17 protein-coding genes are annotated in these 26,057 nt (G+C 52.8%); 14 read left to right on the top strand and 3 right to left on the bottom strand.

Annotated elements, in window-relative coordinates; genetic code table 11:
- Positions 1-88: 88 nt before the first annotated feature.
- From ACFQ03_RS18415 to ACFQ03_RS18405, 3 genes are all read left to right on the top strand, one after another.
- Positions 89-1,231 carry an FtsW/RodA/SpoVE family cell cycle protein gene (locus ACFQ03_RS18415; protein ID WP_379290023.1) on the top strand — a complete coding sequence of 381 codons (1,143 nt, stop codon included), beginning with the start codon at positions 89-91 and terminating at the stop codon, positions 1,229-1,231.
- 223 nt (positions 1,232-1,454) lie between these two features.
- Positions 1,455-3,317 (top strand): LTA synthase family protein, encoded by a 1,863-nt coding sequence (locus tag ACFQ03_RS18410; RefSeq protein ID WP_379290021.1) that lies wholly within the window; start codon positions 1,455-1,457, stop codon positions 3,315-3,317.
- 113 nt (positions 3,318-3,430) lie between these two features.
- Positions 3,431-4,675: a CapA family protein gene (locus tag ACFQ03_RS18405; RefSeq protein ID WP_379290019.1), complete on the top strand. Its 1,245-nt coding sequence runs from the start codon at positions 3,431-3,433 to the stop codon at positions 4,673-4,675.
- 69 nt (positions 4,676-4,744) lie between these two features.
- On the opposite strand, the gene ACFQ03_RS18400 is transcribed toward ACFQ03_RS18405, so the two are convergent.
- Complete coding sequence (locus ACFQ03_RS18400; RefSeq protein ID WP_379290017.1) at positions 4,745-5,587, bottom strand: helix-turn-helix domain-containing protein; 843 nt, start codon at positions 5,585-5,587, stop codon at positions 4,745-4,747.
- A gap of 167 nt (positions 5,588-5,754) precedes the next feature.
- Between ACFQ03_RS18400 and ACFQ03_RS18395 the strand changes: the two genes are divergently transcribed.
- The 9 genes from ACFQ03_RS18395 (at position 5,755) to ACFQ03_RS18355 (ending at position 21,489) form a co-directional block, all read left to right on the top strand.
- Positions 5,755-7,041 carry a Gfo/Idh/MocA family protein gene (locus ACFQ03_RS18395; protein WP_379290015.1) on the top strand — a complete coding sequence of 429 codons (1,287 nt, stop codon included), beginning with the start codon at positions 5,755-5,757 and terminating at the stop codon, positions 7,039-7,041.
- Between the two features lie 121 nt (positions 7,042-7,162).
- Entirely contained in the window at positions 7,163-8,701 is a 1,539-nt protein-coding gene (locus ACFQ03_RS18390) for a tagaturonate epimerase family protein (protein ID WP_313960568.1), read from the top strand.
- 102 nt (positions 8,702-8,803) lie between these two features.
- Positions 8,804-10,072, top strand: a complete 1,269-nt coding sequence (locus ACFQ03_RS18385) for a glucuronate isomerase (protein WP_379290013.1) — start codon at positions 8,804-8,806, stop codon at positions 10,070-10,072.
- Between the two features lie 300 nt (positions 10,073-10,372).
- On the top strand, positions 10,373-10,948 hold the full coding sequence (locus ACFQ03_RS18380) for a hypothetical protein (protein WP_379290011.1): 576 nt from the start codon (positions 10,373-10,375) through the stop codon (positions 10,946-10,948).
- Positions 10,949-11,166: 218 nt separating this feature from the next.
- Positions 11,167-19,731, top strand: coding sequence for a GH36-type glycosyl hydrolase domain-containing protein (locus ACFQ03_RS18375; RefSeq protein WP_379290009.1), 8,565 nt, complete (start codon positions 11,167-11,169; stop codon positions 19,729-19,731).
- A 327-nt stretch (positions 19,732-20,058) separates the two neighbouring features.
- Positions 20,059-20,337 (top strand): hypothetical protein, encoded by a 279-nt coding sequence (locus ACFQ03_RS18370; protein WP_379290007.1) that lies wholly within the window; start codon positions 20,059-20,061, stop codon positions 20,335-20,337.
- A 142-nt stretch (positions 20,338-20,479) separates the two neighbouring features.
- Entirely contained in the window at positions 20,480-20,632 is a 153-nt protein-coding gene (locus ACFQ03_RS18365) for a hypothetical protein (protein ID WP_191964277.1), read from the top strand.
- Between the two features lie 81 nt (positions 20,633-20,713).
- Positions 20,714-21,157, top strand: a complete 444-nt coding sequence (locus tag ACFQ03_RS18360) for a phosphatase PAP2 family protein (protein ID WP_186328248.1) — start codon at positions 20,714-20,716, stop codon at positions 21,155-21,157.
- Positions 21,158-21,327: 170 nt separating this feature from the next.
- The gene (locus ACFQ03_RS18355) at positions 21,328-21,489 is read left to right on the top strand and encodes a hypothetical protein (protein WP_186328249.1); all 162 of its coding nucleotides are present in this window, start codon (positions 21,328-21,330) and stop codon (positions 21,487-21,489) included.
- Between the two features lie 86 nt (positions 21,490-21,575).
- On the opposite strand, the gene ACFQ03_RS18350 is transcribed toward ACFQ03_RS18355, so the two are convergent.
- Complete coding sequence (locus tag ACFQ03_RS18350; RefSeq protein ID WP_379290004.1) at positions 21,576-22,472, bottom strand: AraC family transcriptional regulator; 897 nt, start codon at positions 22,470-22,472, stop codon at positions 21,576-21,578.
- A 161-nt stretch (positions 22,473-22,633) separates the two neighbouring features.
- Between ACFQ03_RS18350 and ACFQ03_RS18345 the strand changes: the two genes are divergently transcribed.
- A complete protein-coding gene (locus ACFQ03_RS18345) occupies positions 22,634-23,395 on the top strand; it encodes a sugar phosphate isomerase/epimerase family protein (protein ID WP_150959184.1) in 762 nt (253 codons plus the stop codon).
- 21 nt (positions 23,396-23,416) lie between these two features.
- On the top strand, positions 23,417-24,502 hold the full coding sequence (locus ACFQ03_RS18340) for a Gfo/Idh/MocA family protein (RefSeq protein ID WP_144933955.1): 1,086 nt from the start codon (positions 23,417-23,419) through the stop codon (positions 24,500-24,502).
- Between the two features lie 405 nt (positions 24,503-24,907).
- Here the strand turns inward: ACFQ03_RS18340 and ACFQ03_RS18335 are convergent, their stop codons facing one another.
- A complete protein-coding gene (locus tag ACFQ03_RS18335) occupies positions 24,908-25,864 on the bottom strand; it encodes an AraC family transcriptional regulator (RefSeq protein WP_379290001.1) in 957 nt (318 codons plus the stop codon).
- Positions 25,865-26,057 lie beyond the last annotated feature (193 nt).

Below are 26,057 nucleotides of genomic sequence, written 5' to 3'. Positions count from 1 at the left end.
ATGGCCATCTTGGTTTGCTGTGCCCCCATGGAAATGTTATCCTTTAAATATTGCCCTTTTCCAAAATTTTTTTAATGAGGTTAGTTTTATGGTTTATTCGGTGCTTCACAAATTGAAGAAAGTTGATCCGGTCATTATTTGTATATTAGGCTGCTTCATGATTCTAAGCACGATGGTCATCTACAGCGCGACCTCCGGCACACGGCTGGACGGACTTCATATCAGCAGCCTGAAGCTGTATTTCCTGCTTATGATCCCGCTGTTTTTGACGGCATTTATCAATTATAAATTTTTGATTCGATACGGTACTTACGGGTTATATGTTATAGGATTGGGTTTGCTTGTCTATGTCCTGCTCAGAGGAGTCAATATTAACAATTCGGTTCGATGGATCAGCATCGGCGGGCAACAGTTCCAGCCTTCCGAGCTTGTCAAGATTTTTATGATTCTGATGCTGGCGAAAATATTTTCCCGCAGACAGGGAGAACAGCTCAGACTGGTCAATGATATCCTTCCGGCCGGCTTGCTGACGGCGGTTCCCGTTCTGCTCATTATGAAGCAGCCGGATTTGGGAACAGCGCTTGTATTCGTTGCGATATTTATCGGAATGCTGTGGATGGCAAACGTGCGCCTCGCCCATATTCTTCTGGGGCTCCTATTGGCCGCACTTGCCGTTGGCCTGCTTGTATGGCTCTATTACAATCAATTTGATTTGTTTGCCAAAATTATTAAGCCCCATCAGCTAAGAAGAATAGAAACCTTCCTGGACCCGTCGACAAATCCCCAGCAAAGCTGGCATGTTCTCAATTCCATAGGTGCAATCAGCGTCGGACATTTGCTTGGCAAAGGTTTTTTACATGGGGATTTCGTCCAAAACGGCTTCATTCCCTATCATTATTCCGATTCCATCTTCGTAGTAATCGGGGAGGAATTCGGCTTCATCGGCTCGGCGGTTTTGCTGCTGCTCTATTTTCTGCTTATTTACCGGATGATCCGGATAGCACTCGGCTGTAAAGACTTGTTCGGCTCCTACATAATCATAGGGATCGTCTCCATGTTTACGCTTCAGGTGTTTGAAAATATTGCGATGCATATCGGACTTCTGCCGCTTACGGGTATATCCCTGCCGTTCGTCAGCTACGGGGGAAGCTCGCTGCTCACCTACATGATAGCCATTGGACTGGTGTTTAACGTCAAAATCCATTCCGAGGAAGCTGTTATTCCCGAATAGCCCTAAGCCGTCAGGCGGATTTAAAGGAGGCAAGCAGGTAAAACCATCATTCGTACGGACATCCGTTCTTGCCGTGAAAGATAGAAACGGTAAACTACGGATGTTTTTTTCTGTATGTCTGACCTTCAGCGGCAGATTTCGAAGGAACTATAAGCGCGATTTTTAAGATTACATTAATGTTTCTATGTTAAGTTAAGGAAACGTAGCAGGGGAGGTATCGTAGTTGAACAGTTCAAGGTTCCGTTGGTCTGAGCCGTTCGTCGTTTTTTCCTTTCTGATGGTGTTAAAAATTAATTTAGCCTGGTTCGTCATTTTTGGCGCGGCGAACGTCATTCCTTTTTTGGTCGTCAGTATTCCGTCCGTCTGGGTTCTCTTCGGCTTGATCGAATGGCTGGCGGTCAAGAGAAAGCTGTTGTTTTATATGCTGGCCAATCTCATAACGACATCCATTTATTTTGCCGCGATCATGTACTATAAATATTACGGGGTTATAGTTAATTATAAAGCGCTTCAGCAAGCCAAGCAGGTTGTTCAGGTTAAAGCGAGCGTCTTTGATCTGATGCATCCGCATTATTTGCTGATTTATCTGGATATCGTTATTTTGCTAGGAGTATTTCTATGGAGCAAAAAATCGCGGACCTGGGGAAAAACGCAGTCCCCCATTGCCCGCAAGGGGATTCCGGTCATCCTCTCCGTCTCCTTGTTAACCTGTCTGATGACGGTCTGGTCCAATCGCGGGATAGCCAATGAATTGAAGCAGGCGGAGCAGATGGGGATATTGAATTATCAGGTCTATACGGTATTTGCCAACATGCGGAAGGAAGAGCCGATTCCGGTCGATTTGGATACGATACGTGAGCTTAAGAACATCGAATGGAAGGAAGACGAAGACCGGGTTTATTGGAAAGCGGCGGAAGATAAACATCTTATCGTCGTTCAGCTGGAATCTTTTCAGAACTTCCTGATCGGCCTTACAGTCAACGGCCAGGAGGTCACTCCGGTATTGAACAGGCTGGTGGAGCAATCCCTGTATTTCCCTAAAGTTTACCAGCAGGTCGGACAAGGGAACACATCGGATTCCGAATATATGTCCAATACGTCATTTTATATTCCAGCAGGAGGAGCGGCCTCGGAGGTGATCGGCCATAAGGAGATTCCATCCCTGCCCAAGCTGCTGAAGGAGAAAGGGTACCGCTCGGCCACCTTCCATACGAATAGCGTCAATTTCTGGAATCGTATGGAGATGTATCCTGCCCTAGGCTTCGATCAATATTATGACCGTGAATTTTTTGGGGATGAGGATCCGATCGCTTTCGCGGCATCCGATGAAGTGCTGTATAACAAGGCGGCAGCCGAAATAGCCGATTTGGTGCGCGAAGGAGACAGACTCTATGCGCAGGTTATATCGATGTCGAACCATCACCCTTTTGAATTGCCGGAAGACAAACATCGGATCGAGATTCCCGACAAATACAAGGAAACGCTTGTCGGCAATTATTTGCAGGCAGCCAGCTATGCGGATTATGCGTTAGGTTTGTTTATCGATCGACTGGAGGAAGAAGCGGTCCGCAGCCAAAGCGTAATCGTTATGTATGGAGACCATATGGGGCTGCCGATCTATTCTCTCGATGGACCCGAAAGGGAATATATGGAGGAGCTCCTCGGCAAACCATATGAATATGTGGACATGTTGAACATCCCGCTGCTGATCTATGCTCCCGAAATCGTTGAACCGGGCGTCGTCGATCATCTGGGGGGACACGTCGACATTATGCCTACGATAGCGAACCTGATGGGAGTATCGCTTAAGGATCACATCCACTTCGGCCAAGACTTGATAAATTATACGAGCAATTTACTTCCCGAGAGATATTATTTGCCATCCGGCTCCTATATTTCCGATGATTTTATTTTCATTCCCGGCGTGGGCGTAGAGGATGGAGAGGTATATCCGCTGGCAGGCTATGAGGAAACTGCCTCCGTACAAGAGAGGGACTATGAACGGGCTCTGCGCCTCCTGGAATTGTCGGACAGTTATTTGCAGCAGCTGCCGGACCGAGACCGGGGAGAACAGGCGGATGAATAGGAAGGTGTACTGCTTAGCCGAAATGTAAAAAAATAGCGGATTTTCATTGAAGCCGGGTACCTTTCACGATATGCTTAAGGAGGTAGATAATATTTTAATGATGGGGGCCCAATATGAAACGCACTTCCAGAATCCTCTTATGGATTCTCTTGCTTTGTCTGGCGTGGGGGACAACGGGCTGCGCCAGCCAGCCGGCTCCCGGACAATCCAATAGCCGTCAATCGCTGAACGATGGTGCCTCGGCTTCTAAGGAACCGTCAGGCACGGAGGCACCGGCGAATACGGCAGCACCGGCACCAACGCCTTCTCCAACTCCGGAGCCGGAAGAGACGGTCACTTCCCTCACCTTCGTGGCGGTAGGGGATGTACTCATTCACAGTTCCTTATACAAAGACGCCTACACGACTGAAGGATATCATTTCGATCCGATGTTCGAACTGGTTGCGCAAACCATCAAGGATGCTGATTTCGCCATGGCCAATCAGGAATCCATGATTGGTGGAGTGGAGATCGGGCTGTCCGACTACCCCAGCTTCAACAGTCCGTTCGAAATCGGAACGACTTTGAAGGAAGTAGGCTTCGATGCGGTGACGATTGCCAATAACCATACGCTGGACCGCGGCGAACAGGCCATTCTCAACGCTATCGGGCATTGGGATGCCATCGGGATGACCTATGTCGGGGCTTATCGTTCCCGGGAAGACCAGGAGACTCTGCGAATCGCCGAGCAGAACGGGATTAAGCTGGCACTTCTTGGTTACACCTATGGAACGAACGGAATTCCCGTACCGGAGGGCAAGGACTACCTGGTTAATCTGATTGACCCGGAAGTGATCGTCCGTGACATTCAGGAAGCCTCCCGGAAGGCGGATGCCGTCGTCGTCAATCTTCATTTCGGCCGCGAATACGAACGGATGCCTAATGAGGAACAGAAGAAGCTGGCCGAACGGCTGGCCCAGGCCGGGGCGGATTTGATCATCGGGCACCATCCCCATGTGCTCCAGCCATGCGAATGGATTGAAAGAGAGGATGGAGGCCGGACCTTCGTCATCTATTCGCTGGGCAATTTCCTTTCCGGGCAGGAAGGGGTGTACAAGGAAATCGGGGGAATTCTTCACGTAACGATTGAGAAGCGCGAAAGAGGAGATCAGCGATCTATATCCATATTGGAGCCGGCTCTGCTGCCCACCTGGACCCATAAGAAAAATTGGCGCCAATATAAAATCATCCCCCTCGATCAGGTTACGGAGCAGCAGCTCCCCGGAGCGGCTGAATATCGTGAAAAGATTCGTCGGCATATGACCCAATGGATGCCCGAACTGACCATTCTTACCTCTACCTCTGATCGGTCCGGATAACGAACCGGGGACAGCTCTCCAAGGAGCTGTCTTTTTTTTGCGTTTTCGGGGCTCCCCGGGAAGTACCCGTCACACGGGCTTGTCATCCTTCCACATGACCACTTTACCCTCGGCCCTCTTGCGGTATTCCAGAGGGCTCACTTTGGCCAGTTCCTTGAATACCCGGCCGAAGTGGGCGATATTCTCGTATCCTACCTGCTCCGCAATTTCTATTATCTTCAGACGGGATTCCCTAAGAAGTTTCTGTGCCTCCTTGATCCTCACGGTATTTACATATTCCACGTAAGTAAATCCAGTCACTTCCTTGAATTTCCGGCTTAAATAATACGGACTGATATAATGCTTCTCCGCAACCGAGCCAAGGGTAATGGCGGACATGTAGTGGTTGTTGATATATTCGACGATCTCATAAATTTTAAGCTGCAGCGGATTAGCCTGCTCGGGGGAAGGCTCCGGCTCCGCCAAGCATTTTCTCCCGGCCAGAATGAGCAGTTGAGCCAGCTTCGCCTGCAGGCTGGTCTTCCATCCCGGCGACTTCGTGTCCTCCTCCTCCAGCATCGAGAACAACAGCTCCTCTACGGCTCTTCGGTCCCCGGAGTTTAATTGAAGCCGTCTGGTCCGGCTCTGGAAAGGCGCAAAGCATACCGGATCGGCAAACGAATTCAGCCAATGTTCGTCAAAATGAAGCAAAATCCTCTCATGATCCGCCACTCCGGTATCAGTCGTCTTGTGAAGCTCATATTTATCTATAAATACGATGCCGCCTTCCTTAAGAGGATGCGTCCGGTCCTTTATAAAATAATCCCGCTCCCCGCGCAGCAAGTAGTAGATTTCATAATACGGATGAAAATGATTATCGGACATGGTGTAGTGGCCGGTTCTGCGAATGTGCTCGATAAAGAAGGATTTCAACAGCCGCTCTTCCTTTCTTGTACTGTTTCAGAATATTATACAATATTTGCGCTTGATATGGACAAAAAATGCAAGGTTTTATCCTCTTTAAGCAATAATTGATTAGATTATAATCTATTCTTGCGCTAGAATTAGGAAAAATTGATTATAAAAGAGGAGAATGTCAGATGACGCTGAAGAGGTATGCGCTCGTGGGAACCGGCGGCCGTGCGGAGTTTTTCTATGGCCCGCTGGCTCAAAAATATCGGGAAACCTCCCGGTTAGTCGCTTTTTGCGATATCAATCAAACGAGGATGAATTACGCTAACCGGCTGCTACAGGACAAGTACGAAAGTGCTCCCGTTCCGACTTACAGAGCCGACGAGTTCGACCGGATGATTGCCGAAACCAAGCCGGATATTGTCATTGTGACCTCTATCGACCGGACTCATCATACTTACATTATTAGGGCCATGGAGCTGGGTTGCGATGTGATTACCGAGAAGCCGATGACCGTTGATGAAGAGAAATGTCAGCAAATCATCGATGCGGTGAAGCGGACAGGCCGCCACTTGCGGGTAACCTTCAATTACCGATATGCCCCGCACAATACGAAAATTCGCGAGCTGATTAAAGACGGTGTCATTGGGGAAGTTTTCTCGGTCCATTTCGAATGGCTGCTCAATACACAGCACGGGGCCGATTATTTCCGCCGTTGGCATCGGGATAAGCGCAATAGCGGGGGGCTGCTGGTTCACAAGTCTACGCATCATTTCGATTTGGTCAACTTCTGGCTGGGCAGCCGGCCGGAAACCGTCTACGCGATGGGAGGACTTCGGTTCTACGGGCGCGAGAATGCAGAAAGCCGCGGGGTGACGCAATTTTATCAAAGAGCTCATGGCAGCGAGGCGGCGCTCAATGATCCGTTCGCTTTGCATATGGAGAACAACAGCCATTTGAAGGCTCTTTATCTGGATGCCGAGCATGAGGATGGCTATCAAAGGGATCAAAGCGTATTCGGGGACGGAATCAGCATTGAGGATACGCTGGGAGTCATGGTGCGCTACAAGAACAAAGCGATCATGACCTACTCTTTAAACGCTTACTTGCCTTGGGAAGGGTTCAATGTTGTGTTTAACGGCAGCAAGGGCCGCTTGGAGGTAAATGTCGTGGAGCGCCCTTATGTCAATTCCGGCGGCAATAAAGCCGATGAAGGCGCCCTCAAGCACAAAACCGTGACCGTTCACCCGATGTTCGATGTCCCGTATCAAGTCGCTATCGAGGAGAAGGAAGGCGGGCATGGAGGCGGTGATCCCATTCTGCTGAACGATCTCTTCGGGAATCCGGAGCCGGATCCGCTTAATCGGGCGGCCTCGCACGTGGATGGAGCCATCTCGATTCTGACCGGCATCGCGGGAAATATTTCGCTGCGTACGGGACAGCCGATAAGCATCGATCATCTGGTCCGTTTCTGATTAATAACGCCATGCCGATTATATTCGGTTGCATCTTGTGAGGCAGATAGCGGCCAAGGGCGGAACGTTAATCCAAGCTGAGGGTAGGCGGAGGAAATAATCATGGCGAGGGGGAGCAAGATTGGACCTTTATTTATCTTTGATTGAAAAGTGGAGCGAAGCGGAAAATAATGCGATTACGGAAAATATTTTGCGAAAGAGCCGCTTTCCGGAGACGGGGGATCAGGCGGGGCAGTGGACGGTATACGGGCAATCCTATACATCGCTGGATGGCGCCAGGCTGTTGATGGTCAAGGGCCCGGAAGGAAAGAAAATGCTTGTCTGGGGAGAAGGGGAGCTCTATAGGCAATTAAGCGGGGAGGAAGGCAGCGGCTACAAGCTGTGCGGGCTGACCCACGAGAACCGGCTTGTTCTGAACCGCCTGCTGCCGTTTACCGCTCCCCGGGCGCTGGGCAAACAGACGGCAACGATTGGTCTGGGAGACCGGCTGGGCCTGGCCTCCCCGGGCCATATCCAGACCGTGCGGGGCCGGGAGATCAAGCCGGTTCTTGCACAGCAGAGCATTCGCGAGCTTAATCTGACCAACCGCGATTATAAGCAGGTGCTCGATGCCGCCAGCTATGCGGTGCTTCAGGAAGGCTACCGGGACGGGTATGGTGCGGACGGCGATCACTTGAAGGTGGAGGCCGATATCGAGATGGCACTCGGCCTTGGATTCACCATGCTGACCCTGGACTGCTCCGACCGGATCGATAATACGATTGACGGTAAATCGGAGGAGGAGATTGACCGCCGATATGCGAAACTTCCGGTGCAGGAAAGAAAGCGGCTGGAAGAGACCTACCTGCAGAAGGAATTCCAGGCGGGCTCTTATGTAATTCATTTTGATCCGCTCCATTTAAAAAAGTATGCGCTCATTTACGGAGAAGCTATCCGCTTCACAATAGACATCTATGAACGGTATATCCGTAATCTCGGCCGGCCGATCGATTTCGAACTGTCTATTGACGAAACGATGACGCCGACCGATCCCGCCGCGCATTATATGGTGGCGAACGAGCTTCACGCGGCCGGGCTGGATTTATACAGTGTGGCTCCCCGCTTCTGCGGAGAATTCCAGAAGGGGATCGATTACATCGGCGATCTGGAACAATTCGAGCGGCAGCTTCAGGTTCATGCGGCCATTGCGGATCATTTCGACTACAAGCTGAGCATTCATTCGGGCAGTGATAAATTCAGCGTTTTTCCGATGATTGCCCGGTATACGGGCGGCCGTTTTCATGTGAAAACAGCGGGAACGAATTGGCTGGAAGCGATGAGAACGGTAGCCAGGGTAAATCCGAAGCTGTACCGGCGAATGCATGAATACGCGATGAAGCATTACCCGGAAGCTTTGGCTTATTATCATGTAACCACCGATTTCGATGCGATTGTTCCGCCGGAGAAGCTGGACGACGGACGTCTGCCGGAGTATATGGAAGATAATAATGCCCGCCAGTTAATTCATATTACCTACGGATTGCTGCTGCAGGCCAAGGATGAACAGGGCCGCAGTCTGTTCAAGGAGGAGCTGTATCAGACGCTGGAACAGCATGAAACGGATTATGAGCAGGCGCTTCGCCATCATATCGGCCGCCATCTGGAGCTGTTAGGCAAGTAGGACATATGCCGTTATGAACGGCGCCGGTGTCCTTTACAATACGCATTTGGCTGATTTTCTTATTGGAATGCTGCACTAGTTATGATTTAAGGAGGCATGGATATGATCAGCGAACGTGAAACGTTGAAGGCCGTTGTGCAAGAGGCGGTCCAGCGGCAGAAAGTCACCGACATGCACACCCATTTGTACTCCCCGAATTTTGGCGACATTCTGCTATGGGGAGTAGACGAATTATTGACCTACCATTACTTGGTAGCCGAGGTGATGAGGTGGAGCGACATCCCGATCAGTGATTTCTGGGGGCTCAGCAAGCGGGAGCAGGCCAATCTTATATGGAATAAGCTTTTCGTAGAGCATTCGCCTGTCAGCGAAGCTTGCCGCGGCGTTCTTACCACCCTGCAAGGATTGGGAGCGGATTTGTCGACACGCAATTTGGAGCAGTATCGTGAGCGGATCGGGCAGTCGGACCGGTTCCGCCAGGTGGATGAAGTGATGAGATTGGCCAATGTCGATCATATCGTCATGACGAACGATCCGTTCGATGACCGCGAAAGGGCCGTCTGGCTGGCAGGGACCAAGCCCGATTCCCGTTTTCATGCAGCGCTCAGGATCGATCCGCTGCTGAATGAATTTTCCGCCAGCAAGCATCGTCTTCGAGAGTGGGGATACGCCATCGGGGACGAATGGAATGAGGCGTCTGCCGGGGAGGTCCGCCGGTTCCTGAAGGACTGGATCGGACGGATGGATCCCCTGTATATGGCCGTTTCGCTTCCTCCGGACTTCGCTTATCCGGAGGAGTCCGACCGCGGGCGGATCATTCGCGATTGTATTCTTCCGGTTGCGCGCGAGGCTGGCATTCCGTTTGCCATGATGATCGGCGTCAAGAAGAAGGTCCATCCCGCACTGGGCGATGCCGGAGATTTCGTCGGTCAGGCCGGGATGGAGGCGTTGGAATATTTGCTGTCGCATTATCCCGACAACAAATTTATCGTCACGATGCTGTCACGGGAAAATCAGCATGAGCTGGCTGTTCTGGGGCGTAAGTTCCGCAATTTGATGATTTTCGGCTGCTGGTGGTTTCTTAACAATCCGGTCATTATTAACGAAATGACCCGAATGCGTCTGGAGCTTCTCGGTTTAAGCATCGTACCGCAGCATTCCGATGCCCGGGTCCTCGATCAATTGATTTATAAATGGAAGCATTCGAAGGAGATCATCGCCGAGGTGCTGATTGAGAAGTATGATGATCTCCTCCGGACAGGCTGGAGGATCGATCCGTCCGAAATACGGCGGGATGTAGCGGATCTGTTCCGCAACAATTTCTGGCGCTTTGTCGGAAGGCCTGATCTGGTGGAAGATCCGGAAGAATAAAGCGATATTGCGGTGGAGCGGTTCCTTATGCAGGATTTCCTGCGGGGGCCGCTTTTTTTCTGTTAGACGTGCCATTCCGTTCGCACGGCACCAGCAGAAAATGAAAATAGACGGATTTTCAAGGCTGAGGAAAAAAAGCTGCTGGGACATCGTTCTATCTTCTGATGGTTCATCCCAATGGTTGGCTCTGGAATATGTTTGAATGTGGGAGACAACCATCCATTTTTCTTCATTTGTCTGTCCTTCTCCTAGTACTTGAATATGCTGTAAAGACAAATCTATTACGAGGGAGACCATGGTATGAAAAATCGAGGATCCATCCCCTATTACAACCGCAAAGGCGTCTTTGGCCAGTCTTCCTTCCCGCTTTTTAACGACCGCATTAAAGGAAATATCACGAAGGGGGGGCGGTTAGCCCAACGTCCTGTTATCCGGAAGAGCAATTCGGAGGCCCCACCTGAAGCAGTTGTGGAAGACAGGCAGGACCGGGAAAGAGAAATCGTTCCAAGGAAATCCCCGAATGCGGAAGCGGCCGCCGAGGTTTCCCCGGAGCCGAATGAAACGAATGCTTCTTCATCAAAGGTTGTACAGGAAAGGACAAAATCGACGGCTGTGCCCAGGAAGAGGCAGGGACGGGCCGAACAGAAGCAGCCAGAGGACACAACCGAGTCGCGAACCGTTATCGTTCCGGATCCCAAGAGTGAGGCTCCGCGAAACGGCCGGAGGATCTACGGCAAGAGAAAAGCGGGGAGAAAATTGGAAGTGGAAAGAATGGACAGCTTGTTTAATGAATTGGCCCTGCTCGATGAAGAACCGGAGGATCGGCATAACCGATCGCGAAGCCATTCTGGCAGGCAGCGCTCCGAGTCCACATAACCGCAGTATTTTATAACTTGAAACCAACTATCCATAACAGCAAAAATCCTCAGAAGATCTGGGGATTTTTGCTGTTTTTTGTCGTGTAGAAGGATGGAACGGGATACAGAAATTAATAAAAGCAGGGCAAGATGGGAATATTTAGATTGAACTGGTGCTTCATTGCATGGGCAATGAAATTTTTGTCAAAACTACTGGCCTTCTTCGGGGGGGGACTCATGATTCTTAACAATGATTCATTAAGGCAGAAAGCTCGAGAGCTGGCACTGAAGCACGATACTCGTGCGGCGATGCGTCCAGCTGCGCGGTTATGGAAAAATTTTAATGCGGACGTGGACAGCCTGCGTTCGTTCGTGCGGTCTTTGCAGAATAAGGATACAAATTGTTCGCAGCCTGCGGAAGAATGGCTGTTGGATAATGCGGAATTTATAGAAGAGCAGGAATTAACGGTTCGTGAAGAATTATCCTCCTACGCTTTGCGCCGTCTGCCTTGTCTGCGCAAGAGCGGCGAGCTGCGGATTCAATCGGTCTGTGCGGATTATTTGGAGCATGTGGACGGCATCGCTGATCCGGAAACACTCGCTAACTACATCCGGGCCTATCAGGAGGTCTCGGTCCTGACCATTGCGGAAGCATGGGCCATTCCGCTTATTCTGCGAGTCTCTCTGATGACACGGCTGGCCAAAGAAATGGAGCTTGTTCGCGAACGAAGAGAGGTCTGCGCCCAAGTTCAGCATTTTCTCAAGAAAATAGAACCGGCAAGGCTGGATCCGGAAGTTCTCCGTACAGCGCTGGATGAAGCGGGACAGGATATTCCCTTGTCCGGCCCGTGGATCGTTCATATGGTAAGCCATCTCAGGGAGTGGGCCGACGATGCCTCCATGGTGCGAGAGTGGCTGTTATGCAAGCTCGAGAACGGTCCGGAAAGCTTGGATCGTCTGGTTACTTATGAGCATCAGCTTCAGGCAGGGTTTCAAGCGACAGCCGGTCATCTGATCGGGAGCTTCCGCAGGGTGGAGCGATGGGACTGGAGAGAGACCTTCGAGAAAATTTGCCTCGTAGAGCAAACTCTCCGGGAAGACGCTACCGGCGTCTATCCCCGTCTGGATGAATCCAGCAGAGACACGATACGCAAACGGGTGGAAGAGATCGCCCGCGGGCTGCGGGTGCCGGAGAACCTGGTTGCCAGGCAGGCTGTAGAGCTGGCCGAAGCCGCTTACGCCGAAGCGAAATCCGGTCAAGTGACTCGGGACGGGCCGAATTCTCCGGCAGATGCCGGCAAAGCTACCGAAGCTATCGAAGCGTGCAGCGAATCGCGGGAGGTAGAGGGAGCTTCGGAGGGAACCGTAACCGGGGCGGACCACAGCGCCTCCCGACCTGTACCGGAGCTGCCGAGACAGACCTTCCTCGCTTATTACTTGTTGGAGAATGAAGGAATTAAGAAGCTGCGTCAGGCGCTCAAAATGTGCAGTGAATCTCGTTTGCGGATGAGGCCGCAGGGGATGACTCGCCGGGGAACCGGCTCTTATTTTTCTCTGCTGTCTGCCTCTTTCTTCATCGTCCTACTAGGTTTCACCCTATGGATGGGGGCGGGTTATGATTTACGGCCCGTCCACTGGATAGTCGTTGCCCTCTTGCTGGTTCTGCCGGCCAGCGAATGGGCCGTAACCGCGGCGCACTGGCTGATTGAACGCTTGACGCGCCCGCGCCCTTTGCTGAGATATGATTTTTCGGCGGGAATCGCCGAGGAAGCGGCGACGATGGTCGTCATTCCCGTCATCTGGTCCACGGCCGAGGAGGTGCGGGAGCTGGCGGACCGCTTGGAGCTTCACTATTTGGCTAACCGCGATCCCCACATCCACTTCGCTCTTCTGGGTGATTTTACGGATGCCGAGACGGAGAGCACGCCACAGGATCAAATCATCCTGGAAAGCGCCAAGGGCCATATTGAAAGACTGAACCGTCTGTATTCCCGGGAGGGAGGGACGACCTTCCATCTCTATCAGAGAAGAAGACAATGGAACGCCTCCGAAGGAGTTTGGATGGGATGGGAAAGAAAGCGCGGCAAGCTGGTCGAATTCGTAGAGTACCTGCAGGGAAGCCGGGACACGAGCTATCAGTACACCATCGGAGATGACTCCGTGCTGCAGCGAATTCGTTACATTATTACACTGGATACGGATACGCAGCTTCCGCTCGGGTCGGCCCAGCGAATGATCGGCACGATCCATCTGCCCTATAACCGTCCCCGACTTAACGAGAGCAAGTCCCGGGTAATTGAAGGGTACGGTGTTCTTCAGCCGCGGATCGGAACCAGTCTGGAGGCGGCCATGCGTTCCCGCTTGGCCGGTCTATGGTCGGGGAACCCCGGCATCGATCCGTATTCCTTCGCCGCATCGGACCCTTACCAGGATGGATTGGGGCAAGGAATTTTTACGGGAAAAGGCATCTTCGACGTCCAGGCGTTCCATCAGGTATTGTGCGAACGAATTCCGGACAACCATGTGCTCAGTCATGATTTGCTGGAGGGCGGGTTTCTGCGTGCGGGCCTGCTCTCGGATATTGAATTGGTGGATGATTATCCCTCCACCTTCCGCTCGTACCAAATGCGGCTGCACCGCTGGGTGCGGGGAGACTGGCAGTTGGTCTGCTGGTTGTTTCCCCGTATATGTGACCGGCGGGGCACGCTCAAGCCCATCGATTTATCCGCTTTGACCCGATGGCAGATGATCGATAATTTGCGGAGAAGCTTGATGCCTCCGGTTCTTTTTCTTATCCTGCTGCTGGGTCTGACCATTCTCCCCGGATCGCCCGTCCGTTGGCTGGCCGTCGTATTCCTTACCTTCATGCTGCCGGTCATACGTCAACTGGCAGCCTTGGGAAGAGGGCTGCGGATCAGAGGCCTGCTGGCATCCATCGGCCAAGCTTTGCTGGCGATTGGAACGCTGCCCTACCAAGCGGTAATAATGGCTGATGCCGCGGGAAGAAGTCTCTACCGGCTGTATATTTCCAAGAAGCATCTATTGGAATGGGTCAGCTCTGCGGAAATCGAACGGCGCAGCTCTGGAAAAGACGGCGCCCCTGTATTGGGGATGGGCCGGGGATTGGCTTGCACCGCACTTTTTGCCGTGGTTTCGCTCTTTGCGCCGGGCTACGGGCCGGCTATCGGGCTTATTTTGTCGCTTATATGGGCGTTGGCTCCGCTGGGCATTCGCTGGCTGGACGAGCGTCCGTCCCGTTCGGCCGTTTCCTTCACCCGTGAGGAAGAACAGCATTTGCGAACCTTGGCCAAGCAAATCTGGATGTATTTCGAAGACTTCGCCGGGGAACGGGATCATTGGCTGCCGCCGGACAACGTGCAGTTGGATCCGCCGAACGGAGTTGCTCATCGCACCTCCCCGACGAATATCGGTTTTCTGTTAACCTGTACGTTAGCGGCAAGGGATTTCGGGTTTATCGACACCCGCGGAATGATGGAAAGAATAGGGAGGACCTTGGGGACGCTCGAGCGGATGGATAAATGGAACGGTCATTTGTACAACTGGTACGATACCGTTACGCTGGCTCCCCTGCCTCCGTTATATGTATCGACTGTCGATTCCGGTAATTTTGTCGCCAGTCTGATGACGGTGAAGGAAGGCTTGGCGGAGTGGCTGCGGACAGACTTCGGGCTGCAGGGCTTCTCCGGTAAGGAGCAGGTCGACAGGGGCCGTTATTCAAAACGGGAGAACGATAGAAGACAGAACACGGAGGCAGGTATCGGCAAGCCCACTCTTTCCGTCCATGAAGAATTTGCCGTGGAGTGGGAGCCGACGGAGAGAAGTGAGGTCGATGAGCCCGGGCTTCCAATAGGGGAAGGCCCCTTCGCTCCTTCGGAGGATGATGAAGGTTCCGGGGAATCTGCTGCGGAGGCGGCCGACCGGGAGCAGTGGCTCGCATACGGTCACCAGCTCCTGGCCCGGCTGGAAACATTAATCGAGGAGACGGATTTCCGGCCTCTGTACGATCATCGGGCCAAGCTGTTCTCGCTCGGCTATCATGTGGCCGCGGGAGAGCGGGAAGGGATTCTCTATGATTTGCTTGCCTCCGAAGCGAGACAGGCCAGCTTTGTCGCGATTGCCCTCGGCCAGATTTCCGTATCTCACTGGTTCGCGCTTGGACGGACCATGACGAAGATCGGCAATGAAGCGGCATTGATCTCCTGGTCGGGGACCATGTTTGAATATATGATGCCGTGGCTGATCATGCGAACCTATCCGAACACTATATGGGAACGCACGTACCGCAGTGTCGTCCGTAAACAAATACAATATGCTCACAGCCGGGGGGTGCCGTTCGGAATTTCCGAATCCGGATACTACGCGTTCGATTATGACCTTAACTATCAATATCGGGCGTTCGGTGTTCCCGGTCTCGGATTCAAGCGGGGACTTGAACAGGATTTGGTGCTTGCCCCGTACGCGACGATTATGGCACTGCCCTACGCCCGGGATCAGGGGCTTGAGGATCTGCGAAGGATGGAGAAGCTAGGTGCCCGGGGCAAATATGGGTACTATGAAGCGATCGATTTTACACAGGAAAGGATGCCCAAGGATCAGGAATATCAGATCGTCCGCAGCTTTATGGCGCATCATCAGGGAATGAGTCTGCTCACCCTGGGAAATTTGCTGCTTCCGCATAAAATGTATGACCGTTTCCACAGCGACAAGCGGGTGCGGGCAGCGGAATTGCTGCTGCAGGAACGGGCAGCGGCGCGACCAAAAGTTATTGAGAGACTGGTCATGGAACGAGTGCCCCGCCCGGCCGCCAAGCTCGAGGGTGTCCCTGCGACGCGGGAATTCTCCTCTCCGGATACGCCTTCTCCGGAAGTCTGTGTATTGTCCAATGGGACCTTCACGACCGTTCTGACCAACAGCGGCAGCGGGTTCAGCAGATACGAGGGAATAGCGGTCTCCCGCTGGCGTGAGGACCCTGTTGCCGATGACTGGGGAAGCTATATCTATATTCGCGATGTCGCCGAGGATGCCGTCTGGTCGGCGACACATCAGCCTTGCCTAGTGCCGGTCAAGGAGCAGTTGACTCAATTTATGCTGGAGAAGGCCGTGTATACCCGCGAGAATAAGGAGCTCGCCACCCATCTCGAGGTCTGTGTCTCTCCGGAGGCTAATGCGGAAGTCCGCAGACTTACCCTCACTAATCGGGGGAAGGAAATCCGGACGGTTGAAGTAACGACTTTCCTGGAGGCTGTCCTTGCTCCGCCCGATGCGGACGATGCGCATCCGGCCTTCAGCAAGCTATTTGTGAAGACGGAATACTGTCCGGATGCCCAGTGCCTGCTTGCCCAACGAAGGCCGCGGGACGGGGGCGAGCAGGCTCTGTGGGCCGCTCACGCCCTAATTGCTTCCGAACATGGGCCCGTGGAGTACGAGTCGGACCGTGCGGCTTTCATCGGTCGCGGGCATACTTTGGCCGATCCGCAAGGTCTTCGCTCCAGGCTTGGCGGTACCTTGGGGGCGGTCGCCGATCCTGCCTTCATCATGCGGAGGCAGTTGACGCTGAAGCCGGGAGAGCGGGTCCAATTGTTTGCCGTAACGGGAGTGGCAGACTCTCGGGAAGAAGTGATTGAAATGATGAAGCGGTTCGGCAGCGGCCACCAAGTCGAGCGCAGCTTCCAGATGGCCTGGACACGCAGTCAGATTGAACTTAGGCATCTGCATCTGAAAGCGGCGGATGCGGCTCTGTTCCAACAGCTTGCCGGCCGGGCTCTGTATGCCCACACGCTTGCCGAGGAGCAATCCCGGAGGATTGCGGACAATGTCCGGGGCCAGTCCGGCTTGTGGTCCCACGGAATTTCCGGAGACCGGCCGATCGTGCTGGTCCGCATTGACGATACGGCTAACCTGGCCTTCGTTACGAAGCTGCTTGTCGGCCATGAATACTTGCGCCGTTTGGGGATGCCGCTCGATCTGGTTGTTCTGAACGAATCCCAGGGCGGTTATCAGCAGGATCTGCAGGAAGCGATCCGGCGTATAGCGGAGCAAGGAGCGGTCCGCTTCGGCAATGACCGCGGGGGCATCTTCCTGGTAGCGGCCAATCAGCTTTCGGAAGAGGACAAGACGCTGCTCCTGGCTACGGCGAGAGTGCTTCTCCGTGCAGGGGGGCCGAGCCTCAAGGCACAGCTTAAGCCGGCTCGCGGAAGCGGCCAACAGGAATGGTCGGCTTCTCCGGTGCCGGCGAAAGAATCTTGGCAGCAGCGGAATCCTTCGATTACGACGACGCGGGATCAACCTTCTGCCGAAGCCGCCGAGCCGCTCACATTGTTTAACGGGTGGGGGGGCTTCAGTCCGGACGGCCGGGAGTACCGGATCGTCATCAAAAATGGAAACCACTTGCCGGCCCCTTGGGTGAACGTGATCGCCAACCCTCGATTCGGTACGGTTCTGTCCGAATTGTATACGGGCTATACCTGGTGGCGTAACAGCCGGGAATGCAAGCTGACCCCATGGTCCAACGATCCGGTTGTCGACCGGCCCGGGGAAATTTGCTATCTGCGCGATGAAGAAAGCGGCCAATTCTGGCAAATCCCGCATGGCCGGACGGAGGCGGGAAGCTCCCATACGGTGACGCACGGCAGGGGATTTACCCGCTACAACCAGGAAAGCCACGGGCTGTCTCAGGAGATGACGGTATTCGTACCGCTTAACGATCCCGTGAAAGTCATCCGCTTAAGCCTGACGAATCGGACGGAGGAGAAGCGCCGTCTGTCGGTAACGTACTATGCGGACTGGGTGCTTGGGGTGCGCCGCGAAGCAACGTCTCCTTTCATCGTGACGGAGTGGGACGAGCGCGCCTCCATGCTGTATGCCCGCAACACTTATCAAGAATCGTTCCGCGAGGCGACCGCTTTCCTGACCGTTCTGACGGATTCCGATGATTTAACCGGAACGGGGGATAAGGAGATGCCGGCAAGCGCCCGTAAGGAATTGTCATGGACAGCGGACCGCGAGGAATTTATCGGGCGCAACGGTACACCGGCGCGGCCGGCCGCGATGGGCCGAAGCAGATTATCCGGCCGGACGGGACCGGTGTATGACAGCTGCGGGGCCGTACAAGCCAAGCTGTCCGTTGAGCCGGGCGAGCAGGTGACGGTCTATACGCTGCTGGGCTGCGAGGATTCTCGGGAATCCGCCATGGAGCTGGTCCGGAAGTATAAGCAAGCAAGTCAATGCGAGAAGGCATTCGGCCAGGTCGCAGCCTTCTGGGATCGGGTTCTGGAGCAGGTTCAGATCTCTACCCCCAGTCCGGAAATGGATCTGATGATGAACGGCTGGCTGCTCTACCAATCCTTGTCCTGCCGCATGTGGGCACGCACGGCCTTCTATCAGGCTGGCGGCGCCTACGGCTTCCGGGACCAGCTGCAGGATTCCCTGTCCTTGCTGCACAGCCTGCCCCATCTGACCCGCTCGCAAATTATTCTGCATGCCTCCCATCAATATATAGAAGGGGATGTGCAGCATTGGTGGCACGAGGAGACACATAAAGGGATCCGGACGCGATTCTCCGATGACCTGTTATGGCTCCCCTATGCGGTTACGAGGTACCTGGAGCATACCGGGGATGAGAGCATCCTGGAAGAGACTGCGCCCTATCTGCATAGTGATCCGCTGGGAGAAGGCGAGCTGGAACGGTATGAGCCGACTGTCGTCTCGGAAGAGAGCGGGACCATCTATGAGCACTGCCTGCGCGCCATTGACCGCTCCCTGAGCTTCGGAGAGCACGGGCTTCCGCTCATCGGAATAGGGGACTGGAACGACGGGCTAAGCCGCGTAGGGGATGCCGGAAGGGGAGAAAGCGTCTGGCTGGGCTGGTTTATATGCTATATTTTGGACCGGTTCGCCGACCTGTGCGCCCGCCGGGGAGAGCCGGACAGGGCGGAGCGTTACCGGCAAGTCCGCGGTGAACTGGCCGCATCCCTCAACGAGCATGCCTGGGACGGTCAATGGTACCGGAGAGCCTTCACGGATGACGGGCAGTGGCTGGGCTCGCTCCATAACAACGAGTGCCGGATAGACGCCATTGCCCAATCCTGGTCGGTTATTTCGGAAGCGGGCGAGCCCGACAAGGCGCATCGCGCCATGGAGTCGTTCGACCGGAATTTGGTGGACCGCAGCCTGTCCGTTGTCCGGCTGCTCACCCCGCCGTTCGACCACACCGATCCGTCTCCCGGGTATATTCAAGGCTATCCGCCGGGGATTCGCGAGAACGGGGCGCAGTACACGCACGGCGTTCTCTGGGGGATTCTGGCCTGGTGCCGGCTTGGCAACGGGGACAAAGCATTCGAGCTGTTCCATATGCTGAACCCGATCACCCATACCCGGACGCCCGGAGAGGTGCGGCGCTATGTCGGCGAGCCTTACGTGATGGCGGCAGACGTCTACACGACGGACCCGCATAAGGGGCATGCCGGATGGACCTGGTATACGGGTGCCGCCGGCTGGATGTATCAGGTCGGCCTCGAGGGCATTCTCGGGCTGCAGCGGCGCGGCGCACGTCTGTATATCCGGCCCTGCATTCCGTCAGACTGGCCGGAGGTCACCATCCGTTATCGCTATGGAGATGCCTCATACCGGATCACGATCCGCAATCCGGAGCGCAAGTGCAACGGTGCGGCGGTCTTTGAGGTGGACGGCCGGAAGATCCCCTTAACCGAATTCGGGGAGGAAGGTCCTTTCGTCGATTTGAGTGATGACGGCAAGGATCACGAAGTCGTCCTAACCCTGTAGAACGAATACAGCAATTGAAGATGTGTTGGCTTTAATTTAACACGAACGGGCGCGGGTGACGTTCAGGGCCGTTCCATCAGCGGGCAACCGTTGGCGGAGCGGCCCTTTTTCAATTCAGGGGGGTTCCCCGCAAAGTACCATGAATAGGCTTAGAAGGTTATGCGTCACTTTGTGGGGGATTTAACAGGGCTCCCCAAAGTGTAATGTATAAACCTTTATCGAAGTAAAGCAAGAGGAACTATCGTATTTAGAGGAAGGTTTAGACGCCGTTAATGCAGGCAAGAATTCCTGCGATAATACATCCATTTAGAAGCGGTTCAGACACCTATGGAGAAAAGCCTGCGAAAATACATTAATTTCGGTCTCCAATCACCCGATCCCCCCCTGGAATTAGAAAAAAGATGTATTTTTTCAGGCATTGCTGCGGACTACGGGCAAAATGGCCAAAAGCATGCACAATTGCAGGCTTTCTGTCCGCCGCTGCGTTTCCGCTGCGTTAACATGGCGTCAACATATATTTTTACCGGCATAAAACCTAACTTTAGATTGATTTCTGCTGGAAGGAGGGAGACACCTGTGCTCTCCATTGCAAAATGGGTGAAGTGACGGGAAGCGAGCCAATTCTCGAAATTGGATTGTCCTTCGTTGTATGTCTTTCGAAACTTTTACAGTGGATTAATATCCCTATAACATAAGCTTGAAAATCGCGTGAGATAATGAGAAAAAAGGCTGAATGGAGGAGTAATTTATGGGGACCATCCAAGTTGACCGATTAGTCAGGCTGCTGATCGTCGCCCTGTCGTTCCTGACTCTGCTCATTACGCTGTACACAATGACTCATCCGGAGCCGTCTGCCAACCGAAACGAACACTCCAAGATCATACGAGAGAAGGTGGTCTGATTGCAGCATTGGATTGGGAAAATAAGGGAAAACGAAATTCGTTTACTGTACTTTATTAACGGGAAAATGAGATCCCGATGGATGGATAGAACCATGTCCGCCATTACTCATCTGGGAGGGGCTATGTTTACGGTCGCCCTGCTGATGGCTCTGCCGTTGGCCTTCCCGTTCGGATGGGACGGAATCGTCTCCTTGACGGCGAGCCATCTGGCGGTGCAGGCAGCCAAAAGATCCTTCGGCCGGACAAGGCCATACGTTACGCTTCCCCACCTGCAGGCTCCGGCCAAGCTTCTCTCGGACCATTCCTTCCCATCCGGCCATACGACAGCCATCTTCTCGGCCGCCACTTCCATCAGCCTGGCTGTTCCTTCGATTGCTCCGGCTATGTATCTAGCCGCGTTTGCCGTAGGCTGGTCCAGAATATATCTCGGACATCACTATCCTTCGGATGTCGTCTTCGGTGCGGTGACCGGCACCGGATTTGCCGTGGCTGCCCGTTATGCTTTCCAGCATTTATTCGGATAGCGCGGATGAACGGGCTTCTCTGTTTTCTTAATTTTTACTGCAAGAGACGTCCAGAAAAAGGAGATTCACTCCAACGCTTGTGAACAATCCGCAGGAATGATTGCGGCCGGCAGCGAATAAAAATAGAGTGGCATTTCATTCCCCGGATATTCCGGAGAGGAGGGCGGGGGTTGGAGACTTTTGGCAGGGGCTGTTTGTATATTATTATTGGCATCGTTCTATTGCTTTTGTTGGCGTTTCTGATAGGGGGCAGCATTACGATTCCGTGGTTTATTGCCATTCCGCTGATTGTTCTGGCATTCTGGGCTGCCGGCAGGAGAAGCGGAAAGTGACGTCGAACACTGTCGGCCGCCGAATGCTGTCGTTGAAAAATTCCGCCTTTTCCATAGCATTTGAAGGCTTGCTGCACCCCTTAATGTCAGCGCTTATCGTCTCGGGGAGGGGACTTTCGGGAGCCGGGAGACAGCGGCGAGTTGGTTTCCCGGTCCATTCGTTCCCGGTATTCACTGGGGGAAATCCCCAATCTGGAGCGAAATACACGGTGGAAATAGGAGTAGCTCTGGAAGCCGCAAAATTCCGCAATCTGCTCAAGCGTCATGGAGCTGTATTCCATCCTTTCCCTGGCAATGGAGAGCCGGACCTCTATTGCGTAGTCGATGATCGATTTGCCGTGAGTTTCTTTGAACAAATGGCTGGCCCGGGACGGGCTGATCCCTACCGATTCGGCGACTTGCTTCAACGTTATCGGCTCTGTCGCATGCTGCTCGACATATTCTTTCAGCCGGTAAGGGATGGAAGACAGAGAAGATTTCTTCGGTGATTGTCTGGTTTCATCCAGCAGCCGGTCGATGGTCAGGCACAGAATTTGGCTGTAGCAGGTCAAGATTTCCTCGCTTTGGTCGTTAACTCTTCTTTTCTCTTGTACGATCTGTCTCCAAATCGCTAACAGCCGCTCATCGGGTACTATATTTACTTTCGTAGGGCGATCACGAATCCTCCACCATTGATCGAACCATTCCCCGACGACCATCAAATAATAGTCCGAGCTGTGGATTTTGCTTAATCTCTTCAAAGAGTTCGGATTCTGGTAGCCTACGATCAATTCATAAGGGTCCGAAGGACGCAGAAGAAGCAGGTCTCCGGGCTGGATCCATTCATATTTGTCCCGTACCCATACGAAACAGTTTCCCTGGGTTTGCCATCGTAATAAGTAGCAGTTTAATCCTTTTTTCTCGCTAACGGTATGAGGCTTGTTATGTCTGGAATAGCCTGCCGTGAGCACATGCCTCTCTGCAAAATATGCCGTTCCATGCATTGCAGCAACTCCTTCCAGGTTATTATTATAGCAAGATAGTTCATGATATAGTGAGATCATTCATTCTCATTATAGTTAACCCGGGTTTAGAATGAAAGCAAGGTTCGGGGCAAATCAGTAGATTAAATGGCGTAAAATATTTCATGTAGAGGAGAATGGCCATGGGGCGAATGGGGATCGGCCTGCAGATGTATACTTTGCGGGACGAAACGGCGCGTGATTTTCCAGGCACACTGAGAAAAGTAGCCGCACTCGGCTATGAAGGCGTAGAGTTTGCCGGATATGGAGGAATGACACCGCCACAATTAAAAAACCTATTGGAAGAGCTTCAGTTGAGAGCAATTGGAAGTCATGTTTCCGTCAGCGATTTGAAGGACAGGCTGGAAGAGGTTGTTGAAATGAATGCCGCTATCGGCGCCTCCTATGTTGTATGTCCTTATTTAACCGTGGAGCAGCGTTCCGAGGGAGCCCTTGCGGATACGGTATCCTTATTCCAGAAGGCCAGCCGTGAATTGGCCAAGCACGGGATTCGCTTCGGATACCACAATCACGACTTCGAATTGACCGAGACCGTTGGCGGCGAGAGGCTCTTTGACCGGCTGTTCGGCATGATGAGTAACGAAGAATGCTTTGTCGAAATGGACGTATGCTGGGTGCATCACGGGGGACAGGATCCGCTGGAATATATTCGCAAATATGCGGGAAGAGTACCTCTAATTCACTTGAAGGATATGCGGACTCTGGAGAATGGCAAGGCTCAAACCGTTGAACTGGGCCAAGGAGAAATTGACCTTCCGGCGGTCATATCGGCGGCAGGCTCGGCCGGTGCCGAATGGTTGATCGTGGAACAGGACCATTGTCAGAATCCGCCTCTGGAGAGCATTGAAACCAGTATGCGCTGGCTGAAAACCAATTACTTATAATCAAATGATTGGAGGATTACGATGACGACTAAATATCGGGTAGCTATTATTGGCTGTGGCGGGATTGCCAACGGCAAGCATATGCCAAGTCTCGCCAAGATCGACAAGGTAGAAATGGTGGCGTTTTGCGATATCGATCTGCAGAAAGCGCAGGAGGCCGCTCAGAAATTCGGCACTGCGGATGCGAAAGTTTATGAGGATTATAAGGAGCTGCTGGCCGACGGTTCGATCGACATCGTTCATGTCTGCACACCTAACGATTCCCATGCCGATATTTCCATTGCCGCATTGGAATCCGGAAAGCATGTCATGTGCGAGAAGCCGATGGCCAAGACGGCAGCCGACGCCAGAAGAATGGTGGAAGCAGCCAAAAGGACGGGCAAGAAGCTGACGATCGGATACCAGAACCGTTTCCGCACCGACAGCCAATATTTGCACCAGGTTTGCCGGGACGGCGAGCTGGGTGACATTTACTTTGCCAAGGCTCATGCGATTCGCCGCCGTGCCGTGCCGACGTGGGGAGTCTTCCTGGATGAAGAGAAGCAGGGTGGAGGCCCGCTCATTGATATCGGTACGCATGCTTTGGATTTGACCCTTTGGATGATGAACAATTACAAGCCCAAGGCGGTTCTCGGAACGGCTTTCCATAAGCTGTCGAGCAAAGCGGATGCGGCGAATGCCTGGGGCCCTTGGGATCCTCAGAAGTTTACGGTCGAGGATTCGGCTTTCGGCATGATTACGATGGAGAACGGCGCAACGATCATACTGGAATCCAGCTGGGCGTTGAACATGCGTCAGGTCGGCGAAGCCAAATGTACTCTCTGCGGGACCGAAGGCGGAGCGGACATGTGGGACGGATTGACGATCAACGGCGAGAAGCGGAGCCGGCTTTATGAAAATAAAATTTCGCTGAACAGCGGCGGAGTCGCTTTCTACGAAGGAAAATCGGTCAGTGAAGCCGATCTGGAAGCCAGACTGTGGATTGAGGCCATCGAGAATGATACCGATCCGGTAGTTACACCGGAGCAAGCCTGCGTCGTTTCGGAAATTTTAGAGGCGATCTATGAATCTTCCAAGTCAGGCAAAGCAGTTTACTTCGATAAATGATTTGGAAAATGGGGCTGTCCTTGTTAAAGAGGACGCCCTTTTTCTTACCACATTAGAAAGTTTTGTTCATTAAAGCGTTAAAATGGGACAACTTTCTAATTGGCATAAAAAGCTACCTTTAAAACCGGGTTATTCGTCTTCGAAGAGGCTCCGTTAGGAGCTTTTTTTAAAATATAAGAAAGTATAAGTTTTCATCTATACCTGTTCTTATATTTCATCGGTAAACGCTCCCGTCCTAAGGACGGCGATAGCCGTTTATCCTTGTCCCTGGTTGTCGCAACCATGAATGCACCGATAGAATATCGTGCCGATGCCCGGAATAAGCGCGTATATGCATTTTTATTTAAGCCGTTCTTTACCAAAGCCCGGCAAACCGATCACTCTTACACCTGAGAGGAGCGTCTCTTATCCCTCCGCTTCGCCGGACTCCTTGGAAATGCTGGGCTTGGGCCGGAATTGGGTAGGGGGCATGCCGGACCAGCGGCGAAATTGTCTGGAGAAATGACTAATGGAGCCGAAGCCGAGCCGCGAAGAAATCTCCTCTATCGTCATGTCGCTGTTCACCAGCAGCTGCTTGGCTTTGTTCAGCTTTAACCGGCTTAAATACTGGCGCGGCGGGATACCGTAAACGCGGGTGAAAATTTTGCTGCATTGACTCCGGCTAAGGTGAAGCTCTTCTGCTATATCCGAGATGGAGCCGGAGGCAAATATCATGGAACGCAATTTCTCCTCAATCGCGTGAGCGGTATCCGCTTCCGATTGGGTAGCTTCATTAGGGATAGACGGAGAACTCTGCTGGACGGCGGCGGCACCGGCTGAGGAGAAACGGATAAATTCTCTCACGATCAGCAAGGTATAGGCTTGCAGAGCCATTTGATTATCCGAGGTAAGCTCTATGCGCCCCCCGTCGGGTACAGCTTCCAAAGTGCCGTTAGCGGCAGACTGTCCGTTAACCGGAAGTAAGCTTCGTAACAGCAGCAGCTCCATTTCTTTCATATACAGGGGCAGACTCGAATGCTCCGAATCCTGCTTGGTGATATGTCTATATTTGGAGCCGCTTAACAGCTTGCGTAGCTTGGGGTCATCGATATCAAAATGAAGATTGAAAAAGGAATAAGTTTCTCCGGAGACGTTCTGCATCTGATGCCGGACCCCCGACTGCAGCAGCAGCCAATCGCCCGCATGCAGATCAAGCTTTCTTCCGTTGATCATATGAGTAACGCTTCCGCTCCAACAGTACAGAAGCTCAAAAAGATAATGATGATGGTTAGGGAAAGACCAGCCCGGAGGCTTGACACTGAAGTGGCAGCCGACGATTTGCAGCGTACTGGTTATGTTTGGGAAATGGACGTCGATATTCACCGCAATCCTCCTAACTGACGGAGCGACTATAAGATTTCAACTAAAGTGATTATACCACTGCCGCAGCAAAAATGTGCAAAAATAAGGATGCTTTGCTAATTGTACAAATGTCCCGGGCTTTCTATTATACTGGACAGTGAAAAGTTCTTGTCGAAAAATTCATGGGAATAAAGGTTAAAGGTGCATACAGGAA

The organism is Paenibacillus residui, assembly GCF_042677205.1.
GTDB lineage: Bacteria > Bacillota > Bacilli > Paenibacillales > NBRC-103111 > Paenibacillus_L > Paenibacillus_L residui.
This window is presented reverse-complemented; position numbering and strand designations above follow the sequence as displayed.

What these genes read in the sequence shown, in the direction of transcription:
- ACFQ03_RS18370 (WP_379290007.1), top strand. Translation starts at nt 20,059, where the DNA reads ATGGAGAAAAGCCTGCGAAAATACATTAATTTCGGTCTCCAATCACCC.
- ACFQ03_RS18415 (WP_379290023.1), top strand. Translation starts at nt 89, where the DNA reads ATGGTTTATTCGGTGCTTCACAAATTGAAGAAAGTTGATCCGGTCATT.
- ACFQ03_RS18405 (WP_379290019.1), top strand. Translation starts at nt 3,431, where the DNA reads ATGAAACGCACTTCCAGAATCCTCTTATGGATTCTCTTGCTTTGTCTG.
- ACFQ03_RS18380 (WP_379290011.1), top strand. Translation starts at nt 10,373, where the DNA reads ATGAAAAATCGAGGATCCATCCCCTATTACAACCGCAAAGGCGTCTTT.
- ACFQ03_RS18340 (WP_144933955.1), top strand. Translation starts at nt 23,417, where the DNA reads ATGACGACTAAATATCGGGTAGCTATTATTGGCTGTGGCGGGATTGCC.
- ACFQ03_RS18395 (WP_379290015.1), top strand. Translation starts at nt 5,755, where the DNA reads ATGACGCTGAAGAGGTATGCGCTCGTGGGAACCGGCGGCCGTGCGGAG.
- ACFQ03_RS18385 (WP_379290013.1), top strand. Translation starts at nt 8,804, where the DNA reads ATGATCAGCGAACGTGAAACGTTGAAGGCCGTTGTGCAAGAGGCGGTC.
- ACFQ03_RS18360 (WP_186328248.1), top strand. Translation starts at nt 20,714, where the DNA reads ATGGATAGAACCATGTCCGCCATTACTCATCTGGGAGGGGCTATGTTT.
- ACFQ03_RS18345 (WP_150959184.1), top strand. Translation starts at nt 22,634, where the DNA reads ATGGGGCGAATGGGGATCGGCCTGCAGATGTATACTTTGCGGGACGAA.
- ACFQ03_RS18350 (WP_379290004.1), bottom strand. Translation starts at nt 22,472, where the DNA reads ATGCATGGAACGGCATATTTTGCAGAGAGGCATGTGCTCACGGCAGGC.
- ACFQ03_RS18375 (WP_379290009.1), top strand. Translation starts at nt 11,167, where the DNA reads ATGATTCTTAACAATGATTCATTAAGGCAGAAAGCTCGAGAGCTGGCA.
- ACFQ03_RS18365 (WP_191964277.1), top strand. Translation starts at nt 20,480, where the DNA reads ATGGGGACCATCCAAGTTGACCGATTAGTCAGGCTGCTGATCGTCGCC.